The organism is uncultured Litoreibacter sp. (genome assembly GCF_947501785.1).
Taxonomy (GTDB): domain Bacteria; phylum Pseudomonadota; class Alphaproteobacteria; order Rhodobacterales; family Rhodobacteraceae; genus Litoreibacter.
Genome location: NZ_CANMXB010000001.1, coordinates 1,698,966 through 1,720,728, shown reverse-complemented (window position 1 = coordinate 1,720,728; position 21,763 = coordinate 1,698,966). Strand labels below are relative to the sequence as shown.

21 protein-coding genes are annotated in these 21,763 nt (G+C 61.4%); 9 read left to right on the top strand and 12 right to left on the bottom strand.

Translation table 11 applies throughout. The annotated features are described in order from the left end of the window. Positions 1 to 16 precede the first annotated feature (16 nt). Entirely contained in the window at positions 17 to 3,379 is a 3,363-nt protein-coding gene (gene carB / locus Q0899_RS08555; protein WP_299192199.1) for a carbamoyl-phosphate synthase large subunit, read from the bottom strand. Positions 3,380 to 3,514: 135 nt separating this feature from the next. Here carB and Q0899_RS08550 point away from each other — a divergent pair, with 135 nt between their 5' ends. Next, entirely contained in the window at positions 3,515 to 4,159 is a 645-nt protein-coding gene (locus tag Q0899_RS08550) for a CPBP family glutamic-type intramembrane protease (RefSeq protein WP_298296356.1), read from the top strand. Positions 4,160 to 4,250: 91 nt separating this feature from the next. Here the strand turns inward: Q0899_RS08550 and Q0899_RS08545 are convergent, their stop codons facing one another. After that, positions 4,251 to 5,504, bottom strand: a complete 1,254-nt coding sequence (locus Q0899_RS08545) for a class I SAM-dependent methyltransferase (RefSeq protein WP_299192196.1) — start codon at positions 5,502 to 5,504, stop codon at positions 4,251 to 4,253. A gap of 149 nt (positions 5,505 to 5,653) precedes the next feature. Then, positions 5,654 to 6,868 (bottom strand): cyclopropane-fatty-acyl-phospholipid synthase family protein, encoded by a 1,215-nt coding sequence (locus Q0899_RS08540; protein ID WP_298296362.1) that lies wholly within the window; start codon positions 6,866 to 6,868, stop codon positions 5,654 to 5,656. 185 nt (positions 6,869 to 7,053) lie between these two features. Here Q0899_RS08540 and aspS point away from each other — a divergent pair, with 185 nt between their 5' ends. The 3 genes from aspS (at position 7,054) to Q0899_RS08525 (ending at position 11,512) form a co-directional block, all read left to right on the top strand. Then, positions 7,054 to 8,829 (top strand): aspartate--tRNA ligase, encoded by a 1,776-nt coding sequence (gene aspS, locus Q0899_RS08535; protein WP_299192194.1) that lies wholly within the window; start codon positions 7,054 to 7,056, stop codon positions 8,827 to 8,829. Between the two features lie 81 nt (positions 8,830 to 8,910). After that, positions 8,911 to 10,287: a DUF1800 domain-containing protein gene (locus Q0899_RS08530; RefSeq protein ID WP_299192192.1), complete on the top strand. Its 1,377-nt coding sequence runs from the start codon at positions 8,911 to 8,913 to the stop codon at positions 10,285 to 10,287. A 4-nt stretch (positions 10,288 to 10,291) separates the two neighbouring features. Next, complete coding sequence (locus Q0899_RS08525; protein WP_299192190.1) at positions 10,292 to 11,512, top strand: DUF1501 domain-containing protein; 1,221 nt, start codon at positions 10,292 to 10,294, stop codon at positions 11,510 to 11,512. 18 nt (positions 11,513 to 11,530) lie between these two features. Here Q0899_RS08525 and Q0899_RS08520 read toward each other — a convergent pair whose 3' ends face one another. Next, the gene (locus Q0899_RS08520) at positions 11,531 to 11,719 is read right to left on the bottom strand and encodes a hypothetical protein (RefSeq protein WP_298296374.1); all 189 of its coding nucleotides are present in this window, start codon (positions 11,717 to 11,719) and stop codon (positions 11,531 to 11,533) included. A gap of 181 nt (positions 11,720 to 11,900) precedes the next feature. Between Q0899_RS08520 and Q0899_RS08515 the strand changes: the two genes are divergently transcribed. Next, positions 11,901 to 12,614, top strand: coding sequence for a GNAT family protein (locus Q0899_RS08515; protein WP_299192188.1), 714 nt, complete (start codon positions 11,901 to 11,903; stop codon positions 12,612 to 12,614). A 3-nt stretch (positions 12,615 to 12,617) separates the two neighbouring features. Here the strand turns inward: Q0899_RS08515 and Q0899_RS08510 are convergent, their stop codons facing one another. Next, complete coding sequence (locus tag Q0899_RS08510) at positions 12,618 to 13,340, bottom strand: response regulator (RefSeq protein WP_298296379.1); 723 nt, start codon at positions 13,338 to 13,340, stop codon at positions 12,618 to 12,620. Positions 13,341 to 13,536: 196 nt separating this feature from the next. Between Q0899_RS08510 and mce the strand changes: the two genes are divergently transcribed. Together mce and Q0899_RS08500 are read left to right on the top strand one after the other, a co-directional pair. Further along, positions 13,537 to 13,941 (top strand): methylmalonyl-CoA epimerase, encoded by a 405-nt coding sequence (mce, locus tag Q0899_RS08505; RefSeq protein WP_299192185.1) that lies wholly within the window; start codon positions 13,537 to 13,539, stop codon positions 13,939 to 13,941. Beyond that, positions 13,941 to 14,216: a DUF1467 family protein gene (locus tag Q0899_RS08500; protein ID WP_298296384.1), complete on the top strand. Its 276-nt coding sequence runs from the start codon at positions 13,941 to 13,943 to the stop codon at positions 14,214 to 14,216. Before mce ends, Q0899_RS08500 begins: the two co-directional genes overlap by 1 nt. Positions 14,217 to 14,225: 9 nt before the next feature. On the opposite strand, the gene Q0899_RS08495 is transcribed toward Q0899_RS08500, so the two are convergent. The 4 genes from Q0899_RS08495 to topA form a co-directional block, all read right to left on the bottom strand. Next, positions 14,226 to 14,915, bottom strand: coding sequence for an EI24 domain-containing protein (locus Q0899_RS08495; protein WP_298296387.1), 690 nt, complete (start codon positions 14,913 to 14,915; stop codon positions 14,226 to 14,228). Then, positions 14,912 to 15,490: a nitroreductase gene (locus Q0899_RS08490; protein WP_298296390.1), complete on the bottom strand. Its 579-nt coding sequence runs from the start codon at positions 15,488 to 15,490 to the stop codon at positions 14,912 to 14,914. The genes Q0899_RS08495 and Q0899_RS08490 overlap by 4 nt, the downstream gene beginning before the upstream one ends. 100 nt (positions 15,491 to 15,590) lie before the next feature. Next, a complete protein-coding gene (locus Q0899_RS08485; protein ID WP_298296393.1) occupies positions 15,591 to 15,776 on the bottom strand; it encodes a hypothetical protein in 186 nt (61 codons plus the stop codon). Further along, positions 15,773 to 18,364, bottom strand: a complete 2,592-nt coding sequence (gene topA / locus Q0899_RS08480) for a type I DNA topoisomerase (RefSeq protein WP_299192182.1) — start codon at positions 18,362 to 18,364, stop codon at positions 15,773 to 15,775. Before topA ends, Q0899_RS08485 begins: the two co-directional genes overlap by 4 nt. Positions 18,365 to 18,532: 168 nt before the next feature. On the opposite strand from topA, the gene Q0899_RS08475 reads away from it, so the two are divergent. After that, positions 18,533 to 19,336: an alpha/beta fold hydrolase gene (locus Q0899_RS08475; RefSeq protein WP_299192180.1), complete on the top strand. Its 804-nt coding sequence runs from the start codon at positions 18,533 to 18,535 to the stop codon at positions 19,334 to 19,336. 6 nt (positions 19,337 to 19,342) lie between these two features. Here Q0899_RS08475 and Q0899_RS08470 read toward each other — a convergent pair whose 3' ends face one another. Genes Q0899_RS08470 through Q0899_RS08460 form a run of 3 tightly spaced genes read right to left on the bottom strand, consistent with a single transcriptional unit; the run spans position 19,343 to position 21,170 of the window. After that, the gene (locus Q0899_RS08470) at positions 19,343 to 20,416 is read right to left on the bottom strand and encodes a 5-(carboxyamino)imidazole ribonucleotide synthase (protein WP_299192178.1); all 1,074 of its coding nucleotides are present in this window, start codon (positions 20,414 to 20,416) and stop codon (positions 19,343 to 19,345) included. Then, a complete protein-coding gene (gene purE, locus Q0899_RS08465; RefSeq protein WP_298296404.1) occupies positions 20,409 to 20,897 on the bottom strand; it encodes a 5-(carboxyamino)imidazole ribonucleotide mutase in 489 nt (162 codons plus the stop codon). Before purE ends, Q0899_RS08470 begins: the two co-directional genes overlap by 8 nt. Before the next feature lie 54 nt (positions 20,898 to 20,951). After that, a complete protein-coding gene (locus Q0899_RS08460; RefSeq protein WP_298296406.1) occupies positions 20,952 to 21,170 on the bottom strand; it encodes a DUF465 domain-containing protein in 219 nt (72 codons plus the stop codon). Positions 21,171 to 21,347: 177 nt separating this feature from the next. Between Q0899_RS08460 and Q0899_RS08455 the strand changes: the two genes are divergently transcribed. Next, complete coding sequence (locus tag Q0899_RS08455) at positions 21,348 to 21,761, top strand: Hsp20 family protein (protein ID WP_298356052.1); 414 nt, start codon at positions 21,348 to 21,350, stop codon at positions 21,759 to 21,761. Positions 21,762 to 21,763: the final 2 nt, after the last annotated feature.

Genomic DNA, 21,763 nt, shown 5'->3' with positions numbered 1-21,763 from the left:
TTTCAAGAGCCCAACGTCACCCCTGCAACGCCCTAACCTCAAATTCCCCCTCAACCCTTGCCTGCATGGCCATGGCGGCGGCTTGGGAGCCGGCGGCGGTCGTGTAGTAGGGGATTTTGTCGTAGAGCGCGATGGAGCGGATGTCGCGGCTGTCTTCGACCGCCTGGGCGCCCTCGGTGGTGTTGAAGACCAGTGAGATGAGCCCGTCCTTGAGCTGATCGACCACCGAAGGACGGCCCTCGTAGACTTTGTTTACCGTTTCTACATCCAGACCTGCTTCGGTCAGCCAGGCGGCGGTGCCGCGGGTGGCGAGCAGCTTATGGCCGAGCGCGTGAACCGTTTTCACGGCCTGCAGCATGGCGGGGGTCTTGTCCTCGTTGCGGATGGAGATGAAGACCTTGCCGGTGCCGTTTTGCGGCAATTCCGTGCCTGCGCCCATCTGCGCCTTGAGGAAGGCGCGCGCGAAGGTGGGGTCGGAGCCCATGACTTCGCCGGTGGAGCGCATTTCGGGGCCGAGGATCGTATCGACGCCGGGGAAGCGGGCGAAGGGGAGGACGGCCTCTTTCACCGCGAAGGTGTCGATCATCGGGTCGACGAGGTCGAAGTCTTTGAGCTTGGCCCCGGCCATAACTTGGGCCGCGATGGCGGCGATGGGGGAGCCGACGGCCTTGGCGACGAAGGGGACGGTTCTTGATGCACGAGGATTGACCTCGATCAGGAAGATTTCGCCTGATTTGATGGCGTATTGCACGTTCATCAGGCCCACGACGTTGAGGGCTTTTGCCAGCGCCTCGGTCTGGCGGCGGATTTCAGTGATGACGTCCGCGTCGAGGGAGTAGGGCGGCAGGGAGCAGGCTGAGTCGCCGGAATGCACGCCGGCTTCCTCGATATGCTGCATGATGCCGGAGACGTGGACCTGGGTGCCGTCACAGAGCGCGTCGACGTCAAGCTCGACCGCGCCGGAGAGGTAGCTGTCCAAGAGCACCGGGCTGTCGCCGGAGACGACGACGGCCTCGGAGATGTAGCGTTCCAGCTGGGCCTGATCGCGCACGATTTCCATGGCGCGACCGCCGAGGACGTAGGAGGGGCGGATGACGAGGGGGAAGCCGATTTCTTTTGCTTTTTCAAAGGCTTCAGCGTCGGAATGGGCGAGCGCGTTGTGGGGTTGTTTGAGGCCGAGGGATTGGACGAGCTGCTGGAAGCGCTCGCGGTCTTCGGCAAGGTCGATGGCGTCGGGGGTGGTGCCGAGGATGGGGATGCCTTCGTCTTGCAGGGCCTGGGCGATCTTCAGGGGCGTTTGACCGCCGAATTGTACGATGACGCCGTGCAGCTCGCCGCGGGATTGTTCCACGCGGAGGATTTCCATGACGTGTTCGAAGGTCAAAGGCTCGAAGTACAACCGGTCAGAGGTGTCGTAGTCGGTCGACACGGTTTCCGGGTTGCAGTTGATCATGATCGTCTCGTAGCCCGCCTTGGTCAGGGCGTAGCAGGCGTGCACGCAGCAATAGTCGAATTCGATCCCCTGGCCGATGCGGTTGGGGCCGCCGCCGAGGATGACGACCTTTTTGCGGTCGGTGGGGCGGGCCTCGCATTCGACCTCCCCCATCATCGGGGCCTCGTAGGTGGAGTACATGTAGGGGGTCTGCGCCTCGAATTCGGCGGCGCAGGTGTCTATGCGTTTGAAGCAGGCTGTGACGCCCAGGTTGTGGCGGGCCTTGCGGACGTCGTTTTCGTTGCGACCTGTGAGTTTGGCGAGGCGGGCGTCGGTGAAGCCCAGCATTTTCAGCTCACGCAGGCCGTCTTCCGTCATAGGCAACCCGTCTTTGGCAAGGGTCGCCTCGGCGGCGATGATTTCGCGGATGCGGGCAAGGAACCATGGGTCGAATTGGTTGATCTCGTTGATTTCATCGTTGCTGAACCCGAAGCGCATGGCGTGGGCGATGACGCGCAGCCGGTCCGGGGTTTGCTTGGACAGTTCGCGGGTGAGCGTCTTGTCGATGGCTTCCTGCGCGGTTGCATCCTTGCCCACCACGATGCGCGGGATGATGTCGCCTTCGGCGGCGGGGCCCCATGTGACGGCGTCAACGCCGGGCATGCCGTCGATGTCGATTTCGTCGAAACCGGTCAGGCCGGTTTCCATGGAGGCGAGCGCCTTTTGCATGCTCTCATGGATGGTGCGGCCGATGGACATGGCCTCGCCCACGGATTTCATCGCCGTTGTCAGATAGGGCTCGGAGCCCGGGAATTTCTCGAACGCGAAGCGGGGGATTTTGGTGACGACGTAGTCGATTGTCGGCTCGAACGAGGCGGGTGTGACCTTGGTGATGTCATTGTCCAGCTCGTCTAGCGTGTAGCCCACGGCGAGTTTGGCGGCGATCTTGGCAATAGGGAAACCTGTGGCCTTGGAGGCCAGCGCGGAGGAGCGGGAGACGCGCGGGTTCATCTCGATCACGACCATGCGGCCATCGGCGGGGTTCACGGCCCATTGCACGTTGGAGCCGCCGGTTTCCACCCCGATTTCGCGCAGCACGGCGATGGAGTGGTTGCGCATGATCTGGTATTCTTTGTCGGTCAGCGTCAGGGCGGGTGCGACGGTGATGGAATCGCCTGTGTGCACGCCCATCGGGTCCACATTTTCGATGGCGCAGACGATGATGGCGTTGTCGGCGTGGTCGCGAACGACCTCCATCTCATATTCTTTCCAGCCCAGAAGAGATTGATCCACAAGGATTTGTCCCACGGGGGAGGCGTCGAGGCCGGAATGGCAGATCGCTTCATAATCGTCGCGATTGTAGGCGACGCCGCCGCCGGTGCCGCCCATGGTAAAGGCAGGGCGGATGATGGCCGGCAGGCCCACTTCTTCCAGCGCGTCGAGGGCGATTTTGACGCCTTCCTTGACGTCATATTTGCCGTGCGCGTCTTTGGGCGCGGTGACGATGGTGGCTTTCGGGTTCTCAATGCCCAAGCGGTCCATGGCTTCGCGGAACAGCTTGCGATCTTCAGCCATTTCAATGGCTTCGCGGGTCGCGCCGATCATTTCCACGTTGAATTTTTCGAGCACGCCCATTTCTTCGAGCGCCAGCGAGGTGTTCAGGCCGGTCTGCCCGCCCATGGTGGGCAGAAGTGCGTCGGGGCGTTCTTTTTCGATGATCTTGGCGACGACATCTGGCGTGATCGGCTCGATGTATGTGGCATCCGCCATCTCGGGGTCGGTCATGATCGTGGCGGGGTTGGAGTTGACCAAGATGACCCGGTAGCCTTCCTCGCGCAGGGCCTTGCAGGCTTGTGCGCCGGAGTAGTCGAACTCGCAGGCCTGGCCGATAATGATGGGACCGGCGCCGATGATCATGATCGAGTTGATATCGGTTCTTTTTGGCATGATCTCAGTCCCCAAGTTCGCGCAAATTATCGTGGGTTTAAGGAGTCCGACCTAGGGGTGCAAGTCGATGTGTGGCGGGGAGTTGAGAATCTTTTTGAAGCATCTATGTGAAGGGTTCTGACTGAAAGGATACGCATGCTGCGCTGGGCCGAATTTCTTGTTTTCTTTGTGGGGGTTCCCGTGGGCATCGCGGTGCTGCTGCCGCCGTCGATGATGTTCCCGGCGCTGTTTGCGGTGACCTTTGTGGGGCTGGTTTTGCTGGGGTTTACGTCCGGTTTCCGGTGGCGGTCGCTGCTGGAAGGCTGGTCGCGCATATCGTGGGGGCTGATTTTGGGGGTCGCAATTGCGACCTTTGTGGCCAGCTACGCCGTGTTGTGGTGGTTCGCGCCGGAGCGGCTGTTCCAGTTGTTTGGCGATGGCGCGCCGCGCATGTGGGGCGGGTATTCGGTGATCTGGGTGATCGCGCTGTTCTACCCGTTTGTATCAGCCCTGCCGCAGGAGATTGTGTTCAGGCCGCTGTTTTTCCGCCGCTACGGGGCGCTGTTTTCGGGTGGCGGGCTGTGGATCAACGCGGCGATATTTTCATTGGCGCATCTGATGTATTGGAGCTGGGTCGTCGCGGTGATGACCTTTTTCGGTGGGCTGTTATTTGCGTGGAGCTATGAGCGGCGGGGGAACTTCCCGGAGGCGGTGGTGGCACATTCGGTGGCGGGCGTGGTGCTGTTTGCCGTGGGGATGGGGACGTATTTCTATTCAGGGAATGTGGTTCGTCCATTCTGAGGTGTAAGAGTTTTCGTCGAAAACTCTGCGAGAAAACTCTTCGTCGAAGAGTTTTGTGCCTCCGGCGGGAGTATTTTCACAACATGAGAAGCTACTTGCGGGGCACAAAATCCGCAGGGAAAGAGCTGTGCGGCTCCGGCGCGCCGTCGACATAGAGGTAGTCGCGGGTGATGGGCACGGTCGTTTGGTGCTTGTGCAGCTGCAGGTGGAACAGCACGTGCGGCATGTGCGACAGCGACAGCTCGGAGGCGATGAGGTAGTAGCGCCACATGCGGATGAAGCGTTCGTCGTAGCCCATGGCGCGGACCTCGTCCAAGCGGTCCTCGAACCGGATCAGCCATTCATATAGCGTGCGGTCGTAATGGGTGCGCCAGACCTCGATATCGGCTTGTTCCAGCGACGTCTTTTCGGTGACCTTCAGCACCTCTGACATGGATGGGGTGTAGCCGCCGGGGAAGATGAATTTCTGGAACCAAGGGCTGAGGTTGCCGGGCGGGCCGGTGCGGCCGATGAAATGGATCATCGCGATGCCGTCCTCTTTGAGGTTCTTCTCGATCTGCTTGAAATAGGTGGGGTATTGCGGTTGGCCCACATGTTCCAGCATGCCGACGGAGACGATGCGGTCAAACTGCTCGGTCACGTCGCGGTAGTCTTGCAGGCGGAATTCGACGAGATGGGAGACGCCAGCCTCCTCGGCGCGCAGAGTGGCGGCTTTGCGCTGTTCGTCAGACAGGGTCACGCCCACGACCTGCGCGCCGTAATCCTTGGCCAGCGTGATCGCCAGCCCGCCCCAGCCCGAGCCGATATCGAGGATCCGCATGCCGGGTTTGATCAGCAGCTTGCCGGCCAGATGGGCCTTCTTGGCCTCCTGGGCTTGTTCCAGCGTGAAGGACGGGTCCTTGAAATAGGCGCAGGTGTATTGCTTATCCTCGTCGAGGAAGAGGTAGTAGAAGGGCGTCGAGATGTCGTAGTGATGCTCGGCGTTTTGTTTGGCGGTCTTGAGCGGGATCCACTGGTCCCAGACCCGTTTGGCGATGCGCAATTGGCGGGCAATTTTCTGGGAGAGCGGCAGGTTGCCTTGCTGGAAATTGCTGACGATCAGCGTCAGAAAGCCGCGCACGTCGTCGCCTTCGATGGTCAGGCGTTCGTCCATATAGGCCTCGCCCATGGCGAGTTCTGGGTTCAAGAGCAGCTTGCGGGGCAGGGCGGCGTCATGCAGCGTGACGGTGACGGAGGGCGCGGTGCCGTCGCCTGCGTGGACCACCTCGCCCGAGGGCATGCGCAGCGTCAGATTGCCCGTTTTCAGGAGGTGGCGGAGCATCGCCACAAAAACCTTGTCCCACATATGTCGTCGTCTTCCCGTCGTAGCATTTGCCGCGCTTGACCGCGCAGTTCTTCCCAAAGAAATTGACGCGCGTTTATTTCGCGCGGCGGACAGCCTAAAATCATTAATGAAAACTTACTAAGCGGGGTCGTTCTGCGATTTTTTGAACGTCAGGTCAATTCTATCAGCGGCTGTTCGTAGAGATAACCCCGCGTGGTGGGTACAATCTCGTTGCTCTTGGACAATTGTAGCTGAAACACGACCTGATCGCCGTGGCGGAACGTCATCTCGGAGGCGAGCAAGTAGTACCGCCACATGCGCACGAACCGCGCGTCATAAAGGGCTGCGGCTGCGTCGCGGTTGGCCATGAACCGGTCCAGCCACGCCCTGAGCGTGTCGGCGTAATGCAGGCGCAGGATTTCGAGATCGGTCAGGTTCAGCCCGGTGCGTTCCACATGCGGCGCGATCTCGGAAAGGGCCGGGATATGGCCGCCGGGGAAGATGTATTTGGTGATCCAGGTGGAGGTCAGCTGCGGCGGGCCGGAGCCGCCGATCGTGTGGATCAGCGCGACCCCGTCGGGCTTCAACAGTTTGTCGACGGTTTTGAAGTATTCGCCGTAATGGGCCGGGCCCACATGTTCGAACATGCCAACGGAGACGACGCGGTCAAACTGTTCAGATACATGGCGATAGTCTTGCAGGCGGATGTCGATCTTGTCTTGCAACCTGGCCTCGGCCACCCGGTCCACGGCGATCTTGTGCTGTTCGCGGCTGAGCGTGACGCCAGTGACCTGTGCGCCGTAGTCACGCGCCAGCGTCAGCGCCATGCCGCCCCAGCCGCAGCCAATATCGAGCACGCGCATGCCTTTCTTGATGCGCAGCTTTCGGGCGATGTGATGCTTTTTGGCGGCCTGCGCGTCTTCCAGCGACTGGCCGGGATATTCGAAATAGGCGCAGGAATATTGTTTGTCAGCGTCCAGAAACAGCGCGTACAGGTCGGCCTGCAAATCGTAATGATGGGCCACGTTGTCTTGCGCCCGCCCAATCGGATTGCGCAACGTGATCTGCCGCAGGATGTGACGCAGCTTGCGCAGCTTCATGAAAAAATGTCCCTTGGCCTTGTCGCGATTGCGCACAAGCAGCGACATGAAGGCGTCCAGATCGTCATCTTGAAGGGTCATGCGGGCGTCCATGTAGCCTTCGCCCATGGCCATGTCGGCGTTGATGATGACTTCGCGGATCAGCGCATCATCGTGGAAGTGTACGTGAAATGGCGGGGCTGTCGGGTCGCCGAAGCTGTGGGTGTTGCCGTTGGCCAGCGTCAATTCCACCCTGCCGACCGTAAAAAAGCGGTTCAGAACCGCCACCAAAACGCGTTCCCACATACTCGTATTCCTGGCCAACATTCCCAGTCAATTTATCCGCGTTAACGATTTTTGCCAAAAATGCGCTGTTATGCAAAGGAAAGCGGCGATATCACCCGCAACCGGCTGTTGCCCGCCTTGACTTCCAAGGGTTGTGCATGTGTATCGGACCAAACTTATCAATCTGACGTTTTCGAGGTCGAAACATGCACGAATTCCGCACCCATACCTGTGCTGATCTGAACAAATCCAACGTGGGCGACACCGTGCGTCTGTCCGGCTGGGTGCACCGTGTGCGCGACCATGGCGGGTTGCTGTTCATCGACCTGCGCGACCATTACGGCATCACCCAAGTGATGGCCGACCCCGACAGCCCGGTGTTTGCCGAGATCGAAAAGGTGCGCAGCGAATGGTGCATTCGCATCGACGGCAACGTCATGGCGCGCGACGAGAGCCTTGTGAACCCCAAGATCCCCACCGGTGAGATCGAGGTGTTTATCCGCGATATCGAAGTGCTGGGCAGCGCGGACGAGCTGCCGTTGATGGTGTTTGGCGATCAGGAATACCCTGAAGAAACCCGGCTGAAATACCGCTTCCTGGACCTGCGCCGCGAGAAGCTGCAGCGCAACATGACGCTGCGCTCGGACGTGGTGGCGTCAATGCGTAAGCGGATGTGGGACCGTGAATTCCGCGAATTCCAGACGCCGATTATCACCGCGTCTTCGCCTGAAGGCGCGCGCGACTTTTTGGTACCCTCGCGCCTGCATCCCGGCAAATTCTACGCGCTGCCGCAGGCCCCACAGCAGTTCAAGCAGCTGTTGATGGTGTCGGGCTTTGACAAATATTTCCAGATCGCGCCGTGTTTCCGCGACGAAGACCCGCGCGCCGACCGCTCGCCCACTGACTTTTATCAGCTTGACCTAGAGATGAGCTTTGTCACCCAGCAGGACGTGTTTGACACGATCCAGCCGGTGATTTCGGGCGTGTTCGAAGAATTTGGCGGCGGCCGCAAGGTTGACGAGACGTGGGAGCAGATTTCCTACAAGGACGCAGCCCTGTGGTACGGCACCGACAAGCCGGACCTGCGCAACCCGATCAAGATGCAGGTTGTGTCAGAGCATTTTGCGGGCTCGGGCTTTGCGATCTTTGCCAAGATTCTGGAGCAGGATGGCACGGAAATTCGTGCGATCCCGGCACCGGGTGGCGGGTCGCGCAAATTCTGTGACCGGATGAACGCTTTTGCCCAGAAAGAGGGGCTGCCGGGGATGGGCTACATCTTCTGGCGCGATCAGGGCGAGGGGATGGAAGCCGCAGGGCCGCTGGCCAAAAATATCGGGCCTGAGCGGACGGAAGCGATCCGTCAGCAGCTGGGTCTTGAGGTTGGCGACGCGGCCTTCTTCCTTGGGGGCAAGCCGTCCGCCTTTGAAGGCGTCGCGGGGCGCGCGCGTGTCGAGATTGGCAATGAGCTGAAGCTGACCGATCTGGACCGGTTTGCCTTCGCATGGATCGTGGATTTCCCGATGTATGAGGCGGATGAGGAAAGCGGCAAGATCGACTTTTCGCATAACCCGTTCTCTATGCCGCAGGGCGGTATGGCGGCGCTGGAGGGCGACCCGCTGGACGTTCTGGGCTACCAATATGACCTTGCCTGCAACGGCTATGAGCTGATTTCGGGGGCCATTCGGAACCACAAGCCGGAGATCATGTTCAAGGCGTTTGAACTGGCGGGTTACGGCGAAGACGAGGTGCGCAAGCGCTTTGGCGGCATGGTGAACGCGTTCAAATACGGGGCACCTCCGCACGGCGGCTGCGCGGCCGGGATCGACCGCATCGTGATGCTGCTGGCCGACGAGGCCAACATCCGCGAGGTGATCCTGTTCCCGATGAACCAACGCGCCGAGGACCTGATGATGGACGCCCCATCCGAGCCTTTGAGCGACCAATTGATGGAATTGGGGCTGCGGGTGATCCCGCAGGACTAACTCTTTCGGCCCAGCTGGGTTATTCTGCGACGGAAAGCGGCGCGCCGCGCGTGTAACGCTTGAGACAGCAGGAGATCGGTCATGGGCTTCAGCCCCGAAGTGGCAGCAATACGGTTTGGCGAGGGGTTGTCACCCGACGTGGCGGCCCCGCGGTCGGTCGCGGCGTTGCTGGACGAGCTGACCTCGCGCGACGACGCGGCAAAAGCGCATCCCGTCCCCCATTTTGAAACATTGCGCCCCAGATTGGCCAAGGTGGACCAGCTGCGCCGCATCTACCGGCAGGCGCGGGGCACGGCGGACGCTGCAGCCACCCAGAAGGCCTATGCGGACGCGCGGGGCGCGGCACGGAAGGTGCAGGAAACGGACCTGAAACATATGCTGGCCCGCTCCATCCGGACGCAGGCCCCGTTTCGCGAGCGGCTGACCCGGTTTTGGGCGGATCATTTCACCGTCATTGGCAAGAACGCGATCATCCGCCACGCGGTGCCGCATTACATAGAAGAGGCGATCCGCCCCAACATTGCGGGGCGGTTCAGCGACCTGCTGAAAGCCGCTGTGCTGCATCCGATGATGCTGCAATACCTTGACCAAATCCAATCCTTCGGGCCGAATTCCCCGGCCGCGCGGGGGCGGCGGGGGCTGAACGAGAACCTGGCGCGGGAGCTGATCGAGCTGCACACGATGGGGGTCGGCGCGGGCTACAGCCAAACCGATGTGCGCCAGCTGTCAGAGCTGTTGACCGGGCTGACCGCCAATTTGCAACGCGGCTTCATATTTGCGCCCAAACGCGCGGAGCCGGGGGCGGAGACCATTTTGGGCAAGACCTATGGCGGCGGGAAACCGGCGATTGCCGACATCCATGCGGCCTTGGATGACTTGGCCGCCCACCCTGATACGGCGCGTCATGTGGCGCGCAAGTTGGCGGTGCATTTCACCTCCGACACGCCCGACGCGGGGCTGATCCAATCCATGACGGAGGCCTACATGGCCAATTCCGGCGCGCTGATGCCGGTCTATCAGGCGCTGCTGGAGCATCCGTTTACCTGGGATAGCTTTGGGCAGAAGGTCAAGCAACCCATTGATCTTGCTCTGTCTTCCATGCGGGTTCTGGCGGTACCGGCGAATTCTCTGCTGCAGCTGAACCGCAACCAGCTGCGCAGCTATCTGGGCCAGCCGATGGCGGCGATGGGGCAGCCCATTTTCGCGCCAAACGGCCCGGACGGTTGGCCGGAGGAGGCGGAATACTGGATCACACCGCAAGGTTTGGCAGCGCGGCTGCAATGGTCACTGTCCATGCCGTCAGTTGTGTATCGCAGCCTGCCGGACCCGCGCGACTTTGTGGGCCTTGCGCTGGGCGATATTGCAGATCAACGGGTCATTTTTGCCGCCCAAAGCGCTGAAACACGGCGGGAAGGCGTGGGGCTGGTCCTCGCGTCACCCGCATTCCAGAGGAGATGACGCCATGACCGATCTCAACAGACGCGGGTTCCTGCTGAAGGGCGGCGCGCTGGGCTGCTCGCTGGCGGCCAGCCCTTTGCTGACGCCTGTGACCTTTGCGGCGACCGGCGGCGAAAACCGGCTGGTCGTGATCATCTTGCGCGGTGCCATGGACGGGCTGGACGTGATCCGGCCCTATGGCGACCCACTTTTGGAGACTTATCGCCCCACCCTGGCGCATGGCATCGCGGATGACGGGCTGGATCTGGACGGGTTTTATGCGTTGAACCCGGCCTTGTCGGATCTGATGCCCTTGTGGCGCAAGGGCGAGCTGGGATTTGCACAAGCGGTTTCAACGCCCTACCGCGACAAACGCAGCCATTTTGACGGCCAGGACCTGCTGGAAGCAGGCACCGGCGCGGATGTGGGGGCGGTCCGGGATGGCTGGCTGAACCGGTTGTTGCAGGCCATGCCCGGCGTGACATCCGAGACCGCATTTGCCGTGGGGCGCGAAGAGATGAAGCTGCTATCAGGTCGCGCCGCTGTTTCAAGCTGGTCGCCGGATGGGCGGCTGGATATGTCCCCGCAGGCGCGTCTGCTGCTGGATGAGGTGTATCATGACGACCCACTGTTTCGGGCTGCCGGCCAAGAGGCGATAGCCATTGCCGAGAGCCTTGGCGTGGCCAGTGCAGACAGTTTCGGGGTGTCCGCGAAAGTGCTGCGCGAGCAGCTGAAAACCTCCTCGCAAGCCGGTGAGGCCGACGTTCTGGCACGGTTCGCCGCCACTCGGTTGAACGAAAATTCGCGGATCGCGGCGTTTTCCCTATCGGGCTGGGACACGCATGGCCGGCAGCGCGCGGGCATGGCGCGGGCGCTGGGCAAGTTGCAAAGCGCAATTTTGACGTTGAAGTCGGAGCTTGGCGCAAATTGGGACCGCACGGCCGTCGTCGCCGTCACCGAATTTGGCCGCACGGCACGAGAAAACGGGACATTGGGCACCGATCATGGCACTGGTGGCGCGCTGGTGATGGCCGGTGGCGCTATTCGGGGTGGAAGAGTTTTCGGGGAGTGGCCGGGGCTTGCCGAGGCCGATCTTTATGCCCGCCGTGACCTGATGCCCACGGCAGATGTGCGGGCTTATCCCGCGTGGATGATGCAAGGGCTGTTCGGCATAAGCGCCGCCACCCTGCAGACAGCCGTATTCCCGGGCTTGCAGCTGGGCCGCGATCCGGGAGTTCTGTCGTAAATCGCTTGCGCGATCAGTTTACCAGGCGGGGCCAACGCCCACTGCGGTAACCGCGTCGCTCAAATCGGCAGATGCATCTTCTGCACCGTTGGACACCTGCGCGGTAATCGCCAGGGCCAATCCGCAAAGCGCAGCCATCAACATGGTCATGTCAACCACGGATGCCCCGTCTTCGTTCGCCAGGAACGTCAGTACTGCATTTTTCATCTTCACTCTCCGCATCTTGCGTTCACAATGGGCGTTTCGTCGCCGCCCATGGGGTACTTATGGCCACGAAAGAAGGCAGGAATGTGCCGTTTTCGCGCTCGACTATGGGTGATTTCAGGCCCATTTTAGATGCAATTGAAACAATCATGGCGTGTAGTCATGGATTTTGAGGCGGGCGCACATGACGATGGACAAAAGTTTCGGGGCGGCTTTGCCCGATTGGAAGGCGCCTCCGCGGCCGGGTGGCGGGCCGCTCAAAGGACGGCTTGTGAGCCTTGAGCCGCTTCAGGCCGACACCCATGCCGCGGATTTGCACCGCGCCAACTCTGCCGATGACGCGATTTGGGATTACATGGCCTACGGGCCGTTTACATCCGCCGCCAGTTTCCACCGCTGGGTGCGCGACATCACCGCCGGGGATGACCCGTATTTCTGGGCCGTGCGCGACCTGTCCACCGGGCATTGCGGCGGCGTGGCCAGCTATTTGCGCATCACGCCTGAGGCGGGCAGCATCGAGGTGGGTCATATCAATTTTGCGCGCGAACTGCAGCGCACAGCCGGGGCGACGGAGGCCATTTATCTGATGATGGAATGGGCGTTCGAGGCGGGCTACCGTCGGTTTGAATGGAAGTGTGACGCGCTGAACGTGGCGTCGCGCCGCGCGGCGCAGCGGTTTGGGTTCAGTTATGAAGGGGTGTTCCGGCAGGCGACCGTATACAAGGGGCGCAACCGCGACACGGCGTGGTTCGCCTGCATCGACACCGAGTGGCCTGCGCTGCGCGAAGCCTACCGCGCCTGGTTTGACCCGTCGAATTTTGACCCGCAGGGCCGCCAGATCGAAAGCCTCGCATCGCTGACCCGGCTGGTGCGGGTGGCCGATGACCCCATGTTGTAAGGGCTAGACCGGTTCCTTGACTGCCAGCCGTTCGCGGATCAGATCGCGGATTTTGGCCACGGGCTTTTTCAGATCGGCGCCTTTGGAAAAGGCATCTGACAGTTTGTCGGACGCGGTTTTCAGCGCCTGATCCCCGGCGAGCCGGGCGAGGCCTTGCAAGAAAGGCGCGACATAGCCCAGCGACTCCGGCTCCGACTTCAGTAGCTCGTCGAGATGCGACAGGTCCTCGCGCAGCGACAGCGTGTCGGGTTGGATCACCTCGTCACTGAGCAGGCGGGGGCCGGTCGGGCGCATGTCTTTGGGCAGGTGCTCCAAAATGGCCTGCTGGAACGCGCTGACCGTGTCGATCGGCTTGGGCAGGAACCCGTCCGCGCCTGCCTCCAACGCGCGGGCCTGTTGATCTTCGCCATCTGCGCCGGTGGTGGCGATGATCACGGGGCGGTCATCCTTCGACGCTTTGGCCAGATCGGCGATCAGATCAATGCCCGACCCGTCGGGCAGCCCAATATCGGCGATGACCACCGACGGGCGATAGAGCTGCAAGTGGCGATGCGCCGCGGTCAGGCTGTCGGCGCGCCGGATCCGCGCGCCGGAGCGGATGCAAAGGAGCCTGACGGCCTCGGACGCGAACCGGCTGTCTTCCACGACCAGCACCGTTAACCCCAGGAGGGGGCGCATCGCGGTCGGGTGAACGTTCATTGACAGGTATCCAAGGTCTTCGGGCATAGCAGCTTCTCCTAAAAACGGCGGGGCGAGTCGCCTTCCGGGCATCAGCATTGCCTTATCTTGCCTAATAGATCGTAAATGCCGCCCCAATCGCCGGTGCCGCCAGCGGGTCCGCCCTGCGGCACCGCATCCCCTTTGCAAGCGCCGCGCGGCGTCGCATAAGGGCGCAACGCACCATCTAACAGGACGACAGAACATGATTGGACGCCTCAACCACGTGGCCATTGCCGTGCCGGACCTTGACGCCGCCGCCAACCAATACCGCAACACTTTGGGCGCCAATGTGGGCGACCCGCAGCCCGAGCCGGACCACGGCGTGACCGTGATTTTCATCGAACTGCCCAACACCAAGATCGAGCTGCTGCACCCGCTGGGCGAGGACAGCCCGATCAACGGTTTTCTGGAAAAGAACCCATCCGGCGGCATCCACCATATCTGCTACGAGGTGGACGACATTCTGGCGGCGCGCGATCAGTTGAAAGACAGCGGCGCGCGGGTGCTGGGCTCGGGCGAGCCGAAGATCGGCGCCCATGGCAAGCCGGTGCTGTTTTTGCACCCCAAGGATTTCACCGGCACATTGGTTGAGCTGGAGCAAGCGTAATGGCCATCACCTCTATGGGCGTTGTTTTCGCGGTGATCTGGTTCATGACCCTGTTCGTGGTGCTGCCGCTGGGCGCGAAGTCGCAGGGCGATACGGGCAAGGTGGAGGCCGGCACACCTGCATCCGCACCGTCGGGCTACGTAATGCGCCGCAAGTTCAAGATTACCACCATCGTGGCCATTCTGATCGCGGTGCCGGTGATCCTGGTGATCAACTACCAGTTGATCACCGTGGACCAGATCGACCTGTTCAAACGGTTTGGGCCAGATAGCTAGGCCAAAGCGTTAAGCCTGATTGAGCCTGTGGAAAAGGTGGGTGAAGCCCGCCACGCCCAGGATCGGCACCACCAGGTTCATCACCGGTATCGTCAGCGGGATCGCCATGCAGACGCCTGCGATCCAGAAAGTTGTGGAGTGGCGCTTGCGAAAGCTGCGCACCTCCTCCGGCTGCAGGCGGCGGCGGGCCACCAGCGTTGCGTATTCGCGGCCCAGCATCACCCCATTGACGCCCCAGAAAATCAGGGGCGCAAAAGGCGCAAAGATCAGCGCCAGGATCAACGCCACGATATTGACGCAGAGCAGCAGCCCCAGAAATTTCAGCGTCTCGCCAATGCTTTCGCTAAAGGGCACATGTGCGACGGGCGGCAGGCCGGGATAGTGTTTGGCCTCGACCGCGTCGGCGACCTGGTCGAGGAAGATGCCGGTGAAGGCGGAGGCCACGGGGATCATCAAAAAGATCGACGCGAAGATCATCACGGGGACCACCGCCCATGAAGCGAGATTGTCGACCCATGTGATTTCGCCGATCCAGGGCAGGGAGAAGCTGTCGGGGACAATAAGCCCCACGGTCCATGCAAAAGCGACCGTGAAGGCAAAGAGCAGCGCAATTGTCAGCCCGACACCCAGCGCCAGCACCCGCAGGAAGCGGGCATCGGTGATCTGGGCCAGCGCTTTAAGGTAGGCCGCGATAATCATTGGGCGACCCAATCGGTGATGGCGGCGATGTCGGGGCGAGGCCGGTCGGGGGGGGTTGACGTCTCGGTCCCCAGATGAATGAAGCCCGCGACAAATTCATGCTCTGCGAGGCCCAGCGCCTCCGTCAGGAAGGGGCGGTCGAAGGCGGTCCAGCCGGTCAGCCAATTGGCCCCCCACCCGGCGGCCAAAGCGGCATTGAGCAGCGCCAGACAGACCGCACCTGCGGAGAGCGTCTGTTCAATCTGCGGGATTTTGTCACTGGGTTTGGGGGCGGCAATGACGGCAACTGACAGCGGTGCATTGGCAAACATCTGGGCGATTTTGTCAATCTTGTCGGGCTCCAGCCCGAGCGCGTTGCCGCGCGTCGCGGCGGCCTCACCCAGACGTATGAGGGCCTGATCCTGCAGCACAATGAAGCGCCAGGGCTCCAGTTTCCCGTGATCCGGCGTGCGCGCTGCGGCGGTGAGCAGGGTCATCAGCGCATCAGCGTCCGGGGCGGGGGTGGTTAGCGTCTTGGCCGGGCGCGACCGGCGCGTCAGCAGAAAATCAAGCGCCGCTTGGTTGGTCTCAGGCATAAAGCTCCCTCTCGTTGCGCTTTATGTCGGGCATTCGGCGTGCGTCTTCAAGGGGCATGACCTTATTGGGGCGCGTGCCGCGCCGCTATTTCTATTTTGGTCAGCTCTTATTGTGGGCGCGCGTCAGGCAGCCCTGCGTTGGTGTGTCTGGCAGGGGCAGGGTTTTAGGTATTTGTAAAACAGTGATGCCGATGACGTCCGCGTTTGCAGGTGCTGTTTTGACCCAGAAGAGCAGGGCAACCAGACAAAAGAAGAGGCCAAAAAAGATAGCAATCGCCTTGATCATTTCTTGGCGGCGGCCTTTTTCTTGGTGGTTTTCTTCTTCGCGGGCGTTTTGCGTTTGCGCCCGCCCTTGGCGGCTTTCTCTTCGATCAGCAAAACGGCCTGATCCATGGTTAAATCATTGGGATCAATGTCTTTTGGTAACGTGGCGTTAACCTTTTCCCACTTTACATACGGGCCATAGCGACCCTCCATTATGCTGACGGGGCCGCCGCTGTCGGGGTGGTCGCCCAGTTCTTTCAGCGGTTTTGCGGCGGCTCCGCGACCTCCACGGGACGCAATCTTCTGCGCGATCAGTTCCACCGCGCGGTTCATGCCGACGGTGAACACCTCCTCGAAATTCTCAAGGTTGGCGTTGGTGCCGCCACGCTCGGACGTGGATTCCGCGTGTTTGATGTAAGGCCCATACCGGCCGATATTGGCCCAGACCGCCACGCCGTCCTCGGGGTGGTCGCCGATCTTGCGGGGCAGGGACAGAAGCTTCAGCGCATGTTCCAGGTCGATATCTTCCAGCGCGAAGCCTTCCTCCGGCCAGTCCTTGGGCACCGACTGGCGGGGCGGCTTCTTGTTGTCCTCGGTGACGTCGCCGCGCTGCACATATGGCCCGAAACGGCCTTTGTGGATCCAGATCTTGTCGTCCGCGTCCATGCCCAGCATCTTGCCCTCTGGCGGGATGCCGGTGTCCTCATCCCCGCCGGGCGGGCCGAAGGCGCGGGTGTAGCGGCATTCTGGATAGTTGGAGCAGCCGATGAAGGCCCCGCCCGCGCGTGCGGTGCGCATGCTAAGCCTGCCTTCGCCACAGTTCGGGCAAAGGCGCGGGTCGGTGCCGTCCTCGTTGGGCGGGAAGATATGCGGCGCAAGCGCGTCGTTGATTTTTTCCAGCACCTCGGTGATGGACAGGTCCATGGCTTCCGAGATGGCCACGGCGAAGTCACGCCAGAACCGGTCGAGCACGTTTTTGTAGTTGCGGTCCCCGGCGGAGACGTCGTCCAGCTCCGCCTCCAGATTGGCGGTGAATTCGTAGCCCACATATTTGCGGAAGAAATTGGTCAGGAAGACCGTGACCAACCGGCCTTTGTCCTCGGGGATCAGGCGGTTCTTCTCTTTGCGGACGTAGTCGCGGTCCTGAATGGTGGTCACGATCGAGGCATAGGTGGACGGACGCCCGATGCCCAGCTCTTCCATCTTCTTGACCAGCGTGGCCTCGGTATAGCGGGGCGGGGGCTGGGTGAAATGCTGTTCCGGCGTGACGGACTTCTTGCTTGCGTCCTCGCCCTGATTGATCTGGGGCAGGGACTTGTCGTCGTCATCGAGCACCGCGTCGTCGCGGCCTTCCTCGTAGACACGCAGGAAACCGTCGAACAGCATCACCTGGCCGGAGGCGCGCAGTTCCACCTGATCGTCGGCAGAGCCAATGATCGCGGTGGTGCGTTCCATGCGCGCCGCTTCCATCTGCGACGCGATGGTGCGTTTGTAGATCAGGTCGTAGAGCCGGTGCTGGTCCTTATCCATGATCTTCAGCTTGTCCGCGTCGGCCATCATGTCGGTGGGTCGGATACATTCGTGTGCTTCTTGCGCGTTCTTGGCTTTGTTTTTGTACATGCGCGGGCTGGAGGGGACGTAATTGTCGCCGAACTTCGCCTTGATGGCGTCGCGCGCGCCGTGCACGGCCTCTGGCGCCATGTCGATGCCGTCGGTCCGCATATAGGTGATGTGGCCCGCCTCGTAGAGCCTTTGCGCGGCGCTCATGGTCTGGCGCGCGCCCATGCCGAATTTGCGGCTGGCTTCCTGCTGCAGGGTAGACGTCATGAACGGCGCGGAGGGGTTACGGGAGGCGGGCTTCGCCTCGACCGATTTGACGGTCAGGTCGCGGGAGTTGATGGCTTGCACGGCCAGCTCGGCGGCTGTCTCGTTGGCCAGATCGAATTTGTCGAGCTTGTCGCCCGCAAGCATGGTCAGCCGTGCCTCGAATTCTTTGCCGCGCGGGGTGGTCAGCATGGCTTTGACGGACCAATATTCCTGCGCGTTGAATTTCTCGATCTCCATCTCGCGCTCGACGATGAGGCGCAGGCAGACGGACTGCACGCGGCCCGCAGATTTCGCGCCGGGCAGGCGGCGCCATAGGACGGGCGACAGCTTGAAGCCCACCAGATAGTCCAGCGCGCGGCGGGCCAGATAGGCATGCACCAACGGCTCATCCACCTGGCGCGGATTCTTCATGGCCTCGGTCACCGCGGCTTTGGTGATGGCGTTGAACACCACGCGGCTGACCGGCGTGTCCTTCTTGATGGATTTGCGTTTGCGCAGAGCTTCCTCAAGATGCCAGCTGATCGCCTCCCCCTCGCGGTCGGGGTCGGTTGCGAGGATCAGTTCGTTGTCGTCTTTCAGGGCGTCGGCAATGGCTTTGACGTGCTTTTTGCTGTCGGAGGCGACCTCCCACAGCATCTCGAACTCGTTGTCGGGGTCAACCGATCCGTCTTTTGGCGGCAGGTCGCGCACGTGCCCGTAGGACGCCAAAACGGTGTAGTTATCGCCCAAATATTTGTTGATAGTCTTGGCCTTAGCCGGGGATTCAACAACAACAACGGGCATAAATTACCTCTGATTCAACTGACTGCTCTGGCGGCGATACATGTGGCGCGACGGCAGGGGATGTCAACAGGGCGCGGCAAATGGCCTGCGGCAACGGGCGAAAAAGTGACGTAAGGTTGATCGTGTTTGGTGATGATTTCGTTACCTGTCATGCTTAGGTTCTTCTCCATGCGCTACGTGATCGCCTTCTTGCTGCTACTGCTGCCCACCACCGCCATGGCGGATTGCGTGGTGCTGCTGCATGGGTTGGCGCGCACATCGTTTTCGTTGAGCGTGATGGAAGAAAGCCTTGAGGCGAACGGCTACCAAACCGTGAACCCCGACTACCCGTCAACCAGCGACACGATTGATGATCTGGCGGCGGCCACTATTCCGGCGGCGATCGCGGAATGCGACCAGAACACGCCCATTCATTTCGTGACCCATTCCATGGGCGGCATCCTGGTGCGGGCGTGGCTGGCGGAACACGATCTGCCGACGCTGGGCCGCGTTGTGATGCTGGCCCCGCCCAACCAGGGCTCGGAACTGGTGGATGAGCTGGCGGATCTTGACCCGTTTGAATGGGTGAACGGCCCCGCCGGCTTGCAATTGGGCACAGGGCCTGACTCGGTGCCGCGGCAACTGGGGCCGGTCGACTTTGAGCTGGGCGTTTTGGCGGGCACCAAGACGTTGAACCTTGTCTATTCCACCATCATTCCGGGGGCGGATGACGGCAAAGTGTCCGTCGCCAGCACCCGTGTGGAAGGCATGGCCGATCATATGGTGTTTAACGTGACGCATACATTCATGATGAACGCCCCGCTGGTTGTCGGGCAGACCGTCAGGTTTTTGCAAAACGGTCAGTTTGACCGGACCCTGACGCTGGCCGACATCGTCACTGACGTGGCGGAGGAGGTGGGCGAGGCCGTTGGCGAGGTTGCCGAAGACGTGTCTGAGACCGTGACCGAGACCATCAACAGCGTGACCGAATAGGGGGCGTCAGCTCTTTGGCGAAACCCGGTTGAAATGCCCCATTTTGCGGCCCGGTTTGGCATCCGCCTTGCCGTAAAGGTGCAGCGCGACGTCCGCGTCGGCTGACAGGGCCGGTACGCGGTCCATGTCATCCCCGATCAGGTTCTCCATCACCGCATCGGCATGGCGTGCGCCGTCGCCCAAGGGCCAACCTGCCACGGCCCGGATATGCTGTTCGAACTGGTCGATGACGCAGCCGTTCTGCGTCCAGTGGCCGGAATTGTGCACCCGCGGCGCGATCTCGTTGACGATCAGGCCTTGCGCGGTGACAAACAGCTCGACCCCCAAAACGCCCACATAATCCAGCGCATTCAGAATGCGGGCCGCCATCAGCACCGCGTCAGTACGCTGCGCGCCGCTGAGGTTGGCGGGAACCGTGGTGGTGTGCAGGATGCCGTCGCGGTGCACATTCTCGCCGGGGTCAAAGCAGGACACCTGCCCGTCAATGCCGCGCGCGCCGATGACCGACACCTCGTGGCTGAAATCGATGAACCCTTCCAGCACGCATGGCGCGTCCTTCATCTGCGCCCAGACTGCCGCGAGGTCGTCATCGCCTTTCAGCCGAACCTGCCCCTTGCCGTCATAGCCGAGTTCTTGTGTTTTCAGGATCGAGGGAGTGCCGATTTTGGCAACGGCTGCCTTTAGGTCGGCGAGGCTTTCGACGGCGGCAAAGGGCGCAACCGTCAGGCCGAGGCCTTCAAGAAAGGTCTTCTCCGCGATGCGGTTCTGCGAGGTGGACAGCGCCAAACGGTTGGGCCGAATGGGGGCCGCACTTTCCAGCAGATCCAGTGCCGAGGTGGGCACGTTTTCGAATTCATAGGTGATGACATCGACGGAGGACGCGAAGGCTCGCAGCGCCTCCTGGTCATCATAGGGCTTTTGGAAATGGTAATTGGCCACATGGCTGGCCGGGCAGTCGCCGCCGGGCTCGAAAATGCAGGTCTTGAAGCCGAGGCGGGAGGCGGCCACCGACAGCATGCGACCAAGCTGGCCGCCGCCAAGAATGCCAATGGTCGCGCCAGTGGGAAGGGGGTTAGTCATCTGTTGGCTCATCCGGGATCGAGGCGGACAGGTCGTTGCGCCATGTATCGAGCCGCGCTGCTAACGCGTCATCCTGCAACGCCAGAATGCCCGCCGCCATCAGGCCCGCATTGGCGGCACCCGCAGCCCCGATGGCCATGGTGGCCACGGGGAAGCCGCGCGGCATCTGCAAGATGGAATAGAGACTGTCCACGCCAGACAGGGCTTTGGTTTGCACCGGCACGCCAATGACCGGCACGCGGGTTTTCGACGCCATCATGCCGGGTAGGTGGGCGGCCCCGCCTGCGCCTGCGATGATCACCTGCAGGCCACGCGACACGGCGGTTTTGCCATATTCCCACAGCCGGTCCGGCGTGCGGTGGGCGGAGACGATCTTGGTCTCATATGCCACGCCAAGCGCGTCCAGCATGTCTGCCGCCTCTTTCATGGTGGGCCAGTCGGACTGGCTGCCCATGATGATGCCCACTTTGATCTCTGCCATGGCTCTCGCGCCCCTGCCTTAAAAAGGAAGCGGCACTATAGCCACCCGCGCCCCTTACGCAATGATATCCGGCGTCAACTCGTCCTCGATGGCCTGAATGCGGTCTTTGAGGCCGAGTTTTTGCTTTTTTAGGCGCTTCAGCGTCAGCTGGTCGGGCAATATGCGCTCTTGCAGGGCGTCAATTGCCTCGTCCAGGTCGCGATGGTCTCGGCGCAAAACCTCCAATTTGACGCGCAGAACGTCCTCATGGCTCATGTTTTGCGGGTTGTTCATCGCTTGGCTTGTCCTTTTGGCGGGGCGGAGTACTCAGATTAGGCGGATTCTGTCATTCCACCAACTGTTTAGATGGCCAAAGGGTTGCACGCGGCGCCCTTTGACCCCATCTTTTGAGACAAGGCCGCCGATTTCGGGGCCGCACCTGCATAGTCGCTTAAACCATAGGGCTGCCGCATGACAAAACTGACCTTGGGATCGCACCCCTTTCTGCTGGGGTTTGACCAGCTGGAACGCCTCGTTGAACGGACCGCCAAATCCGGCAATGATGGCTACCCGCCTTTCAATATTGAGCAATCCGACCGCAACGCGTTCCGCATCACGCTGGCTGTGGCGGGCTTTGGCGAGGATGATCTGTCGATCACCGTCGAGGACCGGCAACTGGTGATCCGCGGCAAACAGGCGGAGGCGGACGAGACCCGCGTCTTCCTGCATCGCGGCATCGCCGCGCGCCAGTTCCAGAAGGCCTTTGTGCTGGCGGACGGCGTCGACGTGGCAGGGGCCACGACCGTAAACGGGTTGCTGCATATCGACCTGGAACGCGCAGTGCCGGACACCATTGTTCAAACCATCCAGATCAAGAAAGGATAATG

What these genes read in the sequence shown, in the direction of transcription:
- Q0899_RS08490 (WP_298296390.1), bottom strand. Translation starts at nt 15,490, where the DNA reads ATGCCTGAGACCAACCAAGCGGCGCTTGATTTTCTGCTGACGCGCCGG.
- aspS (WP_299192194.1), top strand. Translation starts at nt 7,054, where the DNA reads ATGCACGAATTCCGCACCCATACCTGTGCTGATCTGAACAAATCCAAC.
- Q0899_RS08540 (WP_298296362.1), bottom strand. Translation starts at nt 6,868, where the DNA reads ATGTGGGAACGCGTTTTGGTGGCGGTTCTGAACCGCTTTTTTACGGTC.
- Q0899_RS08460 (WP_298296406.1), bottom strand. Translation starts at nt 21,170, where the DNA reads ATGAACAACCCGCAAAACATGAGCCATGAGGACGTTCTGCGCGTCAAA.
- Q0899_RS08510 (WP_298296379.1), bottom strand. Translation starts at nt 13,340, where the DNA reads ATGCCCGAAGACCTTGGATACCTGTCAATGAACGTTCACCCGACCGCG.
- Q0899_RS08500 (WP_298296384.1), top strand. Translation starts at nt 13,941, where the DNA reads ATGGCCATCACCTCTATGGGCGTTGTTTTCGCGGTGATCTGGTTCATG.
- Q0899_RS08530 (WP_299192192.1), top strand. Translation starts at nt 8,911, where the DNA reads ATGGGCTTCAGCCCCGAAGTGGCAGCAATACGGTTTGGCGAGGGGTTG.
- Q0899_RS08455 (WP_298356052.1), top strand. Translation starts at nt 21,348, where the DNA reads ATGACAAAACTGACCTTGGGATCGCACCCCTTTCTGCTGGGGTTTGAC.
- Q0899_RS08485 (WP_298296393.1), bottom strand. Translation starts at nt 15,776, where the DNA reads ATGATCAAGGCGATTGCTATCTTTTTTGGCCTCTTCTTTTGTCTGGTT.
- Q0899_RS08495 (WP_298296387.1), bottom strand. Translation starts at nt 14,915, where the DNA reads ATGATTATCGCGGCCTACCTTAAAGCGCTGGCCCAGATCACCGATGCC.
- Q0899_RS08525 (WP_299192190.1), top strand. Translation starts at nt 10,292, where the DNA reads ATGACCGATCTCAACAGACGCGGGTTCCTGCTGAAGGGCGGCGCGCTG.
- Q0899_RS08515 (WP_299192188.1), top strand. Translation starts at nt 11,901, where the DNA reads ATGACGATGGACAAAAGTTTCGGGGCGGCTTTGCCCGATTGGAAGGCG.
- Q0899_RS08545 (WP_299192196.1), bottom strand. Translation starts at nt 5,504, where the DNA reads ATGTGGGACAAGGTTTTTGTGGCGATGCTCCGCCACCTCCTGAAAACG.
- Q0899_RS08470 (WP_299192178.1), bottom strand. Translation starts at nt 20,416, where the DNA reads ATGACTAACCCCCTTCCCACTGGCGCGACCATTGGCATTCTTGGCGGC.
- purE (WP_298296404.1), bottom strand. Translation starts at nt 20,897, where the DNA reads ATGGCAGAGATCAAAGTGGGCATCATCATGGGCAGCCAGTCCGACTGG.
- Q0899_RS08550 (WP_298296356.1), top strand. Translation starts at nt 3,515, where the DNA reads ATGCTGCGCTGGGCCGAATTTCTTGTTTTCTTTGTGGGGGTTCCCGTG.
- Q0899_RS08520 (WP_298296374.1), bottom strand. Translation starts at nt 11,719, where the DNA reads ATGAAAAATGCAGTACTGACGTTCCTGGCGAACGAAGACGGGGCATCC.
- Q0899_RS08475 (WP_299192180.1), top strand. Translation starts at nt 18,533, where the DNA reads ATGCGCTACGTGATCGCCTTCTTGCTGCTACTGCTGCCCACCACCGCC.
- mce (WP_299192185.1), top strand. Translation starts at nt 13,537, where the DNA reads ATGATTGGACGCCTCAACCACGTGGCCATTGCCGTGCCGGACCTTGAC.
- topA (WP_299192182.1), bottom strand. Translation starts at nt 18,364, where the DNA reads ATGCCCGTTGTTGTTGTTGAATCCCCGGCTAAGGCCAAGACTATCAAC.
- carB (WP_299192199.1), bottom strand. Translation starts at nt 3,379, where the DNA reads ATGCCAAAAAGAACCGATATCAACTCGATCATGATCATCGGCGCCGGT.